Source organism: Ureibacillus suwonensis (assembly GCF_042655065.1).
GTDB classification, from domain to species: domain Bacteria; phylum Bacillota; class Bacilli; order Bacillales_A; family Planococcaceae; genus Ureibacillus; species Ureibacillus suwonensis.
This window is the reverse complement of the sequence record NZ_JBHSNQ010000070.1, coordinates 1-10,723: the sequence shown is the minus strand read 5'-3', so window position 1 is coordinate 10,723 and position 10,723 is coordinate 1. Positions and strand designations below refer to the sequence as shown.

The 10,723-nt window shown below is 41.4% G+C and carries 10 protein-coding genes; 3 read left to right on the top strand and 7 right to left on the bottom strand.

What is annotated here, in order from left to right; translation table 11 throughout:
• Nucleotides 1–129: 129 nt before the first annotated feature.
• Together ACFPOH_RS08105 and adh are read right to left on the bottom strand one after the other, a co-directional pair.
• A complete protein-coding gene (locus ACFPOH_RS08105; RefSeq protein ID WP_141602024.1) occupies nt 130–495 on the bottom strand; it encodes a DUF779 domain-containing protein in 366 nt (121 codons plus the stop codon).
• A 23-nt stretch (nt 496–518) separates the two neighbouring features.
• On the bottom strand, nt 519–2,054 hold the full coding sequence (adh, locus tag ACFPOH_RS08100) for an aldehyde dehydrogenase (RefSeq protein ID WP_390309358.1): 1,536 nt from the start codon (nt 2,052–2,054) through the stop codon (nt 519–521).
• Between the two features lie 397 nt (nt 2,055–2,451).
• Here adh and ACFPOH_RS08095 point away from each other — a divergent pair, with 397 nt between their 5' ends.
• Nucleotides 2,452–3,171: a DUF6904 family protein gene (locus ACFPOH_RS08095; protein ID WP_342470819.1), complete on the top strand. Its 720-nt coding sequence runs from the start codon at nt 2,452–2,454 to the stop codon at nt 3,169–3,171.
• Between the two features lie 88 nt (nt 3,172–3,259).
• Here the strand turns inward: ACFPOH_RS08095 and ACFPOH_RS08090 are convergent, their stop codons facing one another.
• The 5 genes from ACFPOH_RS08090 to ACFPOH_RS08070 form a co-directional block, all read right to left on the bottom strand.
• Nucleotides 3,260–3,967: an ABC transporter ATP-binding protein gene (locus ACFPOH_RS08090; RefSeq protein WP_342470818.1), complete on the bottom strand. Its 708-nt coding sequence runs from the start codon at nt 3,965–3,967 to the stop codon at nt 3,260–3,262.
• Nucleotides 3,967–4,743 (bottom strand): ABC transporter ATP-binding protein, encoded by a 777-nt coding sequence (locus ACFPOH_RS08085; RefSeq protein WP_342470817.1) that lies wholly within the window; start codon nt 4,741–4,743, stop codon nt 3,967–3,969. Before ACFPOH_RS08085 ends, ACFPOH_RS08090 begins: the two co-directional genes overlap by 1 nt.
• Nucleotides 4,740–5,678: a branched-chain amino acid ABC transporter permease gene (locus ACFPOH_RS08080; protein ID WP_342580650.1), complete on the bottom strand. Its 939-nt coding sequence runs from the start codon at nt 5,676–5,678 to the stop codon at nt 4,740–4,742. Before ACFPOH_RS08080 ends, ACFPOH_RS08085 begins: the two co-directional genes overlap by 4 nt.
• 12 nt (nt 5,679–5,690) lie before the next feature.
• Nucleotides 5,691–6,569, bottom strand: coding sequence for a branched-chain amino acid ABC transporter permease (locus ACFPOH_RS08075; protein WP_342580651.1), 879 nt, complete (start codon nt 6,567–6,569; stop codon nt 5,691–5,693).
• Between the two features lie 128 nt (nt 6,570–6,697).
• Nucleotides 6,698–7,918, bottom strand: coding sequence for an ABC transporter substrate-binding protein (locus tag ACFPOH_RS08070; protein ID WP_390309360.1), 1,221 nt, complete (start codon nt 7,916–7,918; stop codon nt 6,698–6,700).
• A 471-nt stretch (nt 7,919–8,389) separates the two neighbouring features.
• Here ACFPOH_RS08070 and ACFPOH_RS08065 point away from each other — a divergent pair, with 471 nt between their 5' ends.
• Nucleotides 8,390–9,646 (top strand): PLL family lectin, encoded by a 1,257-nt coding sequence (locus ACFPOH_RS08065; protein WP_390309357.1) that lies wholly within the window; start codon nt 8,390–8,392, stop codon nt 9,644–9,646.
• Nucleotides 9,647–9,832: 186 nt separating this feature from the next.
• Complete coding sequence (pgeF, locus tag ACFPOH_RS08060) at nt 9,833–10,594, top strand: peptidoglycan editing factor PgeF (protein ID WP_342580652.1); 762 nt, start codon at nt 9,833–9,835, stop codon at nt 10,592–10,594.
• The last annotated feature ends 129 nt before the right edge of the window (nt 10,595–10,723 follow it).

Sequence of the window (10,723 nt, the reverse complement as noted above, 5' to 3'; positions counted from 1 at the left end):
GATACTTAAATTTTATCAGAAGATGTCCTTATTTTTATTAAAAAAATAGTAATAGCCCATGAAATTTCATTCCAACATTTCATGGGCTGTTTCCATTTTAGAGGAGGGTTTTGTCCCAGCCTCTTTTATTTATGAACTTACCTTTTTTAATTCCGCGAGTTCATCGGAAGTGAATGCCCTTGATCTGGTCAAGAAGCGTTTTCCTTCCACACCTTCCAAACTGAACATGCCACCGCGGCCTTCTACAACATCAATGATCAGTTGCGTATGCTTCCAATATTCAAATTGGGTTTTATGCATATAAAATTTGGCTCCACCAATTTCCCCTAATAATATATCATTGTCTCCGATGATTAAATCCCCTTCAGGATAACACATAGGAGAAGAGCCATCGCAACATCCGCCTGATTGATGGAAAATAATTGGACCATGTTTTTTCTTTAACTGTTCAATGAGGGCAAGGGCTGCATCCGTCGCAACAACGCGTTCCACCAAAGCCATCCCTCCCTGGATAGGAATTAGAAGAAGCCAAGTTTATTTGGATCGTAGCTCACCAGCAAGTTTTTCGTTTGTTGATAGTGTGAAAGCATCATTTTGTGCGTTTCGCGGCCGATTCCGCTCATTTTGTATCCGCCGAACGCTGCATGAGCAGGATATTGATGGTAACAGTTTGTCCATACACGTCCCGCTTGAATGCCGCGTCCCATGCGATAAGCGGTATTAATGTCGCGAGTCCATACGCCTGCGCCTAAACCGTACATTGTATCGTTTGCGATTTCCAACGCTTCTTCCGGCGTTTTAAATGTTGTGACTGCCACAACCGGTCCGAAAATTTCTTCTTGGAAAATGCGCATTTTGTTATGGCCTTTGAAAACAGTCGGCTTAATGTAGTAGCCATCCGCCAGTTCGCCATCCAATTTGTTGCGCTCACCACCAATAAGCAGTTCCGCACCTTCCTGCTTGCCAATATCAATGTAAGATAAAATCTTCTCCATCTGTTCCGTTGAAGCCTGAGCCCCAATCATTGTCGACGGATCAAGCGGGTTTCCTTGCTTAATGGCTTTCACCCGTTCAAGGGCCCGTTCCATAAATTTATCGTAAATGGATTCCTGGATTAACGCTCTTGAAGGGCATGTACATACTTCCCCTTGGTTTAGGGCAAACAATACAAAGCCTTCAATCGCTTTATCCAAAAATTCATCATCCGCATCAAAAACATCTTCAAAGAAGATATTTGGCGATTTTCCACCCAGCTCCAATGTTACTGGAATAATATTTTGTGATGCATATTGCATAATGAGTCTGCCTGTCGTTGTTTCACCGGTAAAAGCCACTTTTCCAATGCGCGGATTGGATGCCAATGGTTTTCCGGCTTCCAAACCAAAACCGTTTACAATATTGACAACACCCGGTGGCAATAAATCTTCAATAAGCTCCATCAACACCAAAATGGAAGTTGGAGTTTGCTCAGCCGGTTTTAAAACCACGCAGTTTCCTGCCGCAAGGGCTGGTGCCAGTTTCCATGCTGCCATTAAAATCGGGAAGTTCCATGGAATGATTTGTCCAACAACACCAATCGGTTCATGAAAATGGTATGCTATCGTATTGTCATCAATTTGGCTGATGCCGCCTTCTTGAGCCCGAATGACTCCTGCAAAATAGCGGAAATGATCGATAGCCAAAGGTATGTCCGCATTTAATGTTTCACGGACCGGTTTACCATTTTCCCAGCTTTCAGCAACTGCTAGCAATTCTAAATTTTCTTCCATGCGATCGGCGATTTTGTTTAAAATTTTTGCCCTTTCCGCAACGGAAGTTCTTCCCCAAGCATCCTTCGCATTATGAGCTGCATCAAGGGCAAGTTCAATATCTTCCGCTGTGGAACGAGCGACTTTCGTGTAAGGTTTACCAGTGACCGGCGAAATGTTGTCAAAATACTCACCATTCACTGGCGGTGTCCATTTTCCTCCGATATAGTTGTCGTATCGCTCCTTAAAGTTTACAATTGCTCCTTCAGTGTTCGGAAATGCATATGCGACAGTTAAAACTGACATTTATCCTACTCCCCCTTAAAAAAATTTTATACCTTCTCCTTGCAGACCCATCATTGTCTACTAAAAGGTATTTAATAATTATTTATTCAGAAACTTCCTGGTTTATTTCTGAATAATATAAAATTTTTTGCCTTGTTATCCTTTCTTTCAAACATACCCCCTATGAACTAATTCAATCAGTTTCTTATCTCTACCCAACCCTTAACGGCAATAAACTACTTATTGCTCGAAAATTTTTATTTTTTCTTTTTTATTTCCGTTTTTTCTCTTTTTCCCAAAACTTTCTCTTACTTTATTTTTCATTGATTCATAGAAATATATAGTCTTTTCTAGTCAAATGGTTGTACAATATATTTAATAGGTTCCGGTTTTCAGAGATAAAAAAGGTGGGATCAATATGTTATCCATTCAAAGCACTGAACGATTGACGGGGGGCCGAATCAGCGGCGACTATTGGGATTTAGATGAGCTGATCAATTCCATCTATGAAGTCATTGGGGATGAAAATAAATATTACGATTACCAAGGGGCCAGACAACGCATTTTAAAAGTTTGCCTTCATTTGAGAAAAGCGACGCAAGGCGAATGCAATATCGAATTTGTTGCAAATGGAATACATAAAGGAATCGAAAAGAAAAAAGACATTCTTGCCCCACAAAAAAATGTCTATTTTTCCGTTGAAATTTTATGGCCGGAATTAATTTTTACCACGCTTGCTTTAAATGACTTCATCGATTTGTATAATGAATTCATCGACGGCAATCCATGGAATCCACATATAACAACGATCCGGAAATTCCAGTCTGTTGTTACGGATTGTTTAAGGGAGCATTTGCCGGAAGAACATTTCAATGTATTTATTCATCTCATGTTCAATAAGTCACCAAAGTACTACCGTTATGCCACCCAATATGTAGATGTTTTAAACTTGGAGTATTTGAAACTTTCGTTTGAAGAAAGAAAGGAGAATTTAGGCGCCTTTGCCATCCGGCTGATGGTGGAGGATGATGAATACATTGCATTAAAAGATGAAATATTGGCCACTGCAAATCTTACAAAACACGAAATCCATGAATTGCCTATTCAAATGAAATATCCTGACCATATTGAATGGTAAAAATCATGCTCCGCTGAATCAGATCACCATAAAAAGTGAAAAAGGCTTACCGAAAAGATCCGTTCTCTTTTCGGATAAGCCTTTTTCATTATATGCCACCCAAATATGCAGCTTTTACTTGCTCACTTTCTTGAAGTTCTTTCGCTTCTCCTGACAATACGATTCTTCCCGTCTCAATAACATAAGCCCGGTCTGCAATTGATAGTGCCATGTGGGCGTTCTGTTCGACAAGCAAAATCGTTGTTCCTTCTTTATTAATGGATTGAATGATTTCAAAGATTTGCTGAACGATTAATGGAGCCAACCCCATCGATGGTTCATCCAAAAGCAACAGCTTTGGTTTAGACATGATGGCTCTTCCAATCGCCAACATCTGTTGTTCCCCACCGGATAAAGTACCGGCCAATTGTTTTCTACGCTCTTTTAAGATTGGGAACATTTCAAATACATGGTTCAAATCTTTTTTGATCCCTTCCCGATCTTTCCGAAGATATGCGCCCAAATCCAAATTCTCTTCAACGGACATATTGGCGAATACTCTGCGGCCTTCCGGTACATGGATAATACCGTTTTTCACAATCACCTGTGCCGGTTTGCCCCCGATTTGTTGCTTGTTATATGTGATTGTGCCATGTTTTGGTTTCAACAAACCGGACAATGTTTTTAATAAGGTTGTTTTTCCTGCGCCGTTCGCACCGATTAACGTAACAATCTCACCTTCATTTACTTCCAAGGAGACATCTTTTAATGCATGGATATTCCCATAATATACATCAATATTATTTACTTGTAACATTAGTTCTTAACCTCCTCGCCAAGGTAAGCTTCGATAACTTTAGGATTGTTACGTATTTCTTCCGGTGTTCCTTCCGCTATCAATTGGCCATGGTCCAGCACGTAAATCCGTTCACAAATCCCCATGACCAAACTCATGTCGTGTTCAATCAATAATATTGTCAAATCAAATTCTTTTCGGATTAATGCAATCAAATCCATTAAATCTTGTGTTTCTTGCGGGTTCATACCTGCTGCGGGCTCGTCCAACAAAAGCAGCTTTGGCCCCGCAGCAAGCGCCCGGGCGATTTCAAGGCGACGTTGCATCCCATAAGGCAAGTTTTTGGCCAACTCATCTTTATAAACATCGAGTCCGAAAATTTTTAAGAACTCAATGGACTCTTTCTCCATTTCCGCTTCGCCTTTAAAATGGCTTGGCAATCGGAGGATGGAAGAAAGGATGGAATGGTTTGCAAGGTGATGGTTTGCAATTTTTACGTTATCCAATACAGTCAAATCTTTGAACAAGCGGATATTTTGGAAAGTCCGGCTGATCCCTTTATGGGTTACTTGATACGGTTTTAACCCTTTAATGCTTTTGCCGTCAAAGGTAATTTCACCTTCAGTTGGCGTATATACGCCGGTCAACATGTTGAATGTTGTTGTTTTTCCGGCTCCATTCGGACCAATAAGGCCGATAAGTTCACCTTTATTGATATACATGTTTACATTTTGAACCGCTTTTAATCCGCCAAACTGTATGCCGATGTTCTCTAACTTTACAAGAGGATTGCTCATGCTTCAGAACCTCCTCTTTTTTTCATTTTGAATACATCTTTCAGCTCTTTCGTTCCCATGAGTCCTGCTGGTCGGTACAACATCACAAGAATCAACACGACGGAGTAAATAATCATACGTGTTTCCGGGAATGCCTGCAAATATTGTGAAACAGCTGTTAAGAAGATCGCTGCAATGACAGAACCTGAAAGACTTCCTAAACCTCCCAACACAACGTAAATCAAAATTTCAAAGGATTTTAGGAAGTTAAATGCTGTCGGTTGAATGATATAGAAGTTATGTGCATAAAGCGCGCCTGCAACTCCCGCAAAAAGTGAACCGATAACAAAAGCAACCACTTTATAATAAGTTGTATTAATCCCCATTGCATCGGCGGCGATTTCATCTTCACGGATCGCCAAACAGCTGCGTCCATGCCGTGACTTTGTAAAGTTGGAAATAACCATGATGGTAATCACAACACCAACAAAGGCATAAGTCCAAGTAGTTGCGTGATTTACAACCATCCCAGCTGCCCCGCCTATATAATCCACATTTAAGAAAACAATTCGGATAATCTCTGCAAAACCTAATGTACAGATGGCCAAGTAGTCACCCTTCAAACGCAATGAAGGCACACCAACAAGTACGCCGGCAACAGCCGCCACAACACCTGCCAAGATGATCCCAACAATAAACGGCAAGCCCAATTTCATCGTACAAATGGCGCTAATATACGCACCTACCGCCATAAATCCGGCATGTCCAATGGAAAATTGCCCTGTAATCCCAATAACAATATGCAAACTTACTGCCAGCATAACGTTGATGCAAATTGTAATTAACATGTTTTGATAATACAAATCTAGCATTCCATTAGTAAGCATTACTTGTACAATTGCATAGATTACCAGCGCAAATGCTAAATAAATCCAAAAGGCTTTTGATTTTTTCATTACCCCAGTCACCTACACTTTCTCACGGATGTTTTTACCAAATAATCCTGCTGGTTTTAAAATCAAAATCAATATCAAAATAACGAAAGCTGCTGCATCGCGCCATAGCGAGAAACCAATAGCGCTTACAATCGTTTCGACGATTCCCAAAATGAATCCTCCGACCATCGCGCCTGGAATGCTTCCAATTCCGCCTAATACCGCTGCGATGAAAGCTTTCAACCCTGGAAGAACACCCATTAACGGATCGATTCTTGTGTAATAGGAACCAAAGATGACTCCCGCTGCCCCTGCCAAGGCAGAACCAATCGCAAACGTTGCAGAGATGGTATTATCAACGTTAATCCCCATCAATCTGGCAGCATCCGCATCGTGAGAAACTGCACGCATCGCTTTTCCGATTTTCGTTTTGTGTACGATGAATTGCAAAAGAATCATAAGAATAATGGTTACGATCAAAATGAAAATTACTTTAGAATCTAACTTCGCACCCAAAATTTCAATAGTTTTGTCCGGCAGCACTTCTTTCGGATACGCTTCTGGTGTCGCACCTCTAAAGAAAATCATGGTATATTCGATTAAAAATGACACCCCGATGGCTGTGGTTAACGCTGCGATACGGGTCGCATTTCTTAAACGCTTATAAGCCACCCGTTCGATGATAACCCCGATAATCGCACAGGCAATCATTGCCGTAATTAGTGCGGGAATAAACCCCATTTCCCATCGGGTGATGGCGAAAAAGCCGATAAATGCCCCGAGCATGAAAACGTCTCCATGAGCAAAGTTGATTAATTTAATAATCCCATAAACCATCGTATATCCCAACGCAATCAAGGCGTATATACTTCCCAAGGAAATACCGTTAATGAGCTGCTGCAACCAATCCATAAAGTCACACTCCTTTTTGTAGCCTATGTAATTCTGTCAACTGCAGGCACCATAATGGTCAACTAATATTTGGAATTTTACACTACGAAAGGGAAAAGGGAGGCGGTGTGCCCCCCTTTCTTAAAACATTAAGGTTCGATCTTAGTTTTAAATACTTGTTTTCCATCTTTATACTCAAGGATCGTTGCGGATTTAACTGCGTTATGCTTTTCATCCACTGAGATTGTACCAGACACAAGCGAAATGTCTTTCGTTGCAGCAAGTGCATCTTTAATTTTCTCGCCATCTACAGAACCAGCGCGCTCAATCGCATCTTTGATGAAGTAAACTGTATCGTATCCAAGGGCGTGGAATGCATTTGGCGCTTCACCGTACTTATCATTGAACGCTTTAACAAAGTCTTGGATTTTTGGATCTGGGTCTTCAGATGAATAGTGGTTGATGATGAATGAGTTGTTTAAGTTGTCGGCACCGGCCAATTCAACCAATTTTGGAGAATCCCATCCGTCAGCACCCATCAATGGAACGTCAATTCCCAATTCACGCGCTTGTTTTACAATCAAACCAACTTCTTCATAATATCCAGGAATGAAGATGAACTCTGGATTTTTGGATTTAAGCGTTGTCAATGTTGATTTGAAGTCTGTGTCTTTTGCCACATATGCCGCTTCAGCAACCACTTTGCCGCCATTAGCTTCGATTTGCTCTTTGAATGCAGCCGCCAAACCTTTGGCATAGTCTGAAGAGTTATCCGCAAAAATCGCTACATTTTTCACTCCAAGTTCTTCTGTTGCAAAGTTTGCAGCAATAACTCCTTGGAATGGGTCGATGAAGCAAGTACGGAATACGTATTCGTTGATAGATCCGTCTTCATTTTCAGTAACGTTTGGCGCAGTACCTGAAGCAGTCACTAAAGGAATTTTATTATCGTTCGCAATTTGCACAGTGGCAAGAACGTTACCGCTCGTTGCAGGTCCGATCATTACATCTACTTTTTCTTGTGTCGCTAGTCGAATCGCAGCGGATGTTGCTTCTGCGTTCTCTGATTTGTTATCCACAGCAACAAACTCAATCTTTTTGCCGTCAATTCCGCCATTGGCATTGATTTCTTCAATCGCAAGTTCTGCACCTTGTTTGATGGATGAACCGTAGGAAGCAACTCCTCCAGTCAACTCCAAGTTCGCACCAATTTTGATAACGCCGCCGTCTCCTCCGTTATCTGAACCGCTGTCTTTTGATGCATCGTCACCTCCGTCAGAACCCCCACTACAACCAGCTAGAGCTCCTAATACCAGCGAAGATGCCAGAAAGAGAGAGGCGTATTTTTTAAGTTTTTTTGTTTCCTCCATCATTATTAACTCCCCCCGTTACTAAATTTTTGTAGATAATATTTATAGATATTAGATTTTTCAAAAAATAATGACACCTATCCCAGAAAACTAATATCATAATTTTCTGAAATAAGATTCCGTCTCTAATATCTAATTAAAATGTTTAGCTTTAAGTATTTTAAAACATTCTCTTTATTTAGTCTAGTGCGATTTTTTGGTAAATTTAAATATTTCGTATTATATGGAATTTTTAATTAATAAAATATTGATATTATATCTCGTTTATTATTTTTTTTTATCAAATTTTTATATTTTTCTATCAATAATTTTCGATTATAAAAATTTACAATTTTTTGTTTCAATAGTATGTAACAACTACTATTTTTAAGAACATATTCATGGGATAAAAATACTATTCCAGATTCGAACCCTGAAAGTTCCATTTTTTCTCTTCCTGCATACACTATTCAGAGAAACGGAGGTATGCATATGTACATGTATAATAATGGCTATCCTTATTACTACGTTTATGTACCGGTCAATTATTACCACCCTTATCAGTACCCTCTGTATGCACAACAAATCCCCCAACAATCCTCAAGACCAGGCGTGCAACAACTGATCCAACGCATCCGCACGGAACATAGCAACTTATATACCCAGCTGGAACAAGCAGGGGTAAATCCTCAAATGGTTGATACCCTCATCTTTTTAACCATCTCCTATTTGCAAAGCCAACAAAACTTGAACCGCACTCCAACCCAAATTTACAATCAGTTCCAGCGTGATAATCCTTGGTTCCTGCCATTTATCCGCTCGATGAATTTCCCAGAAAATACAGTGAACCGCATTTTAATAAGAGTCATTGAATTAGCTCTGTCCTATATCCGAGGGGAAAGTCCCACTCCAGAACCTGGACCAAGGCCGGAAGCAGGATGGTCCGATTGGGAAAGCCTTGGCGGCACATTATTAAGCGCGCCGAGTGTAAGTTCATGGGCTCCCAACCGGTTGGATGTCTTTGCAAGAGGGAGCGACAATACGCTGTACCATATCTGGTGGGATGGCAACCGCTGGAGCAACTGGGAAAGCCTTGGCGGTGTATTGACTTCTGCTCCCGGATCTGTTTCCTGGGGGCCAAACCGGATTGACGTCTTTGTAAGAGGGACAGATGATGCATTGTACCACAAATGGTGGGACGGCAGCCGCTGGAGCAGTTGGGAAAGCCTCGGCGGCACTTTGACGAGCGGTCCTAGCGCCTCTTCACAACGGGCAAATCAATTGGATGTCTTCGTAAGAGGAACCGGAAATCGCTTATATAAAAGAACTTGGAATGGATCCAATTGGGAACCTTGGGAAGACCTTGGAGGAAATCTGGCTTCCGAACCTGCCGCAATTTCTTGGGGACCGAACCGGATTGACGTCTTTGCGAGAGGGGCAAATAACGATTTAATTCATAAATGGTGGGACGGCAACCGCTGGAGTGATTGGGAAAGTCTCAGCGGCACTTTGACAAGTGCGCCGACAGTTTCATCCAAACGGGCAAACCACCTGGATGTCTTTGTAAGAGGCGTGGGCAATCGATTATATAAGAGAACTTGGAACGGCACTCGTTGGGAACCTTGGGTAAACCTTGGCACTACACAAATCACGAGTGCACCAGCCGCTGTTTCTTGGGGGCCGAACCGGACAGATGTCTTTGCCCGGGGACAAAACAACGATTTAATCCACCGTTATCAACAAAGTTAACCATAAACGATCCTATCGGGTAAAACGTTACCTGATAGGATTTTCTTATGCTTTAACGTTTACTGTGTTGAAGCGGTAATGTTTCCGCTTTTGTCCAATATGGAATATTCTTATGACTCTCCCGAAAGAACAGGATATAATAAAAGTTGCCATCCAAAACGACGAACTGTCTATGGGAGTGAAGATATGACGACAAAACTTTATATCAATAACGATCATTTCATTGCCGGCATAACATTAAAAAATGAAGTGGAATTGGAACAACATAACATGGCTCTTCATGTTTGCGAAAAGGAAGAAGAAATCATCCAAAACCGCAAAAAACTTGCCGCTTACATCGGGTGCGATATCCGGCAATTTGTTTGTGCCAATCAGACCCATAGCGACAACGTTTACAAAGTGACCGCACAAGACCGCGGACGGGGCGCCCTGTCCAAAGATACCGCCATCCCAAATACAGACGCCCTTTATACTACAGAACCCGGCATTGTCCTTTGCACCTTTACCGCCGATTGCGTACCGGTCATTTTCTATAGCGAAAAAAGCGGGATCATCGGAGTCATCCATTCCGGATGGCAAGGAACTGTGAAGGAAATCACAAGAAAAGTTTTTGAATATATCCGGAACAACGAGCAATGCGATTTGCAAGACTTCCATGTGCTTATCGGCACCGCCATCAGCCAAGAAAAGTTTGAAGTCGATGAAGATGTATACGAAAAATTTAAAAACTTGGGATATGCGGATGAATTCGTTTATTTTAATGCGGAAACCGGGAAATACCATATCGACAACCAGCTAACGGTAAAAAGACAATGTGAACTGAGCGGTATACCTTCAGAACAAATCTTCATTGATGCCACATGCACCTTCAAAAATCCACAGGGCTTTTCCTACCGGGAAGATAAAAAAGCCGGTCGCCATTTGACTTTCATCATGAAAAAAGCATAAACAAAGAGGCTGGGACAAAAGATAAAAAACACCATTTTCTCCCGGGAGAAAATGGTGTTTTTTTGATAATTGAAGAAAATTGATTTCCGTTCCGGGGACGCTTTCCGCGGGCCCGGCTCGAGCCCAATG

Coding starts and splice junctions, on each gene's coding strand:
- ACFPOH_RS08090 (WP_342470818.1), bottom strand. CDS start 3,967: ATGTTACAAGTAAATAATATTGATGTATATTATGGGAATATCCATGCA.
- ACFPOH_RS08065 (WP_390309357.1), top strand. CDS start 8,390: ATGTACATGTATAATAATGGCTATCCTTATTACTACGTTTATGTACCG.
- adh (WP_390309358.1), bottom strand. CDS start 2,054: ATGTCAGTTTTAACTGTCGCATATGCATTTCCGAACACTGAAGGAGCA.
- ACFPOH_RS08085 (WP_342470817.1), bottom strand. CDS start 4,743: ATGAGCAATCCTCTTGTAAAGTTAGAGAACATCGGCATACAGTTTGGC.
- pgeF (WP_342580652.1), top strand. CDS start 9,833: ATGACGACAAAACTTTATATCAATAACGATCATTTCATTGCCGGCATA.
- ACFPOH_RS08080 (WP_342580650.1), bottom strand. CDS start 5,678: ATGAAAAAATCAAAAGCCTTTTGGATTTATTTAGCATTTGCGCTGGTA.
- ACFPOH_RS08070 (WP_390309360.1), bottom strand. CDS start 7,918: ATGGAGGAAACAAAAAAACTTAAAAAATACGCCTCTCTCTTTCTGGCA.
- ACFPOH_RS08095 (WP_342470819.1), top strand. CDS start 2,452: ATGTTATCCATTCAAAGCACTGAACGATTGACGGGGGGCCGAATCAGC.
- ACFPOH_RS08075 (WP_342580651.1), bottom strand. CDS start 6,569: ATGGATTGGTTGCAGCAGCTCATTAACGGTATTTCCTTGGGAAGTATA.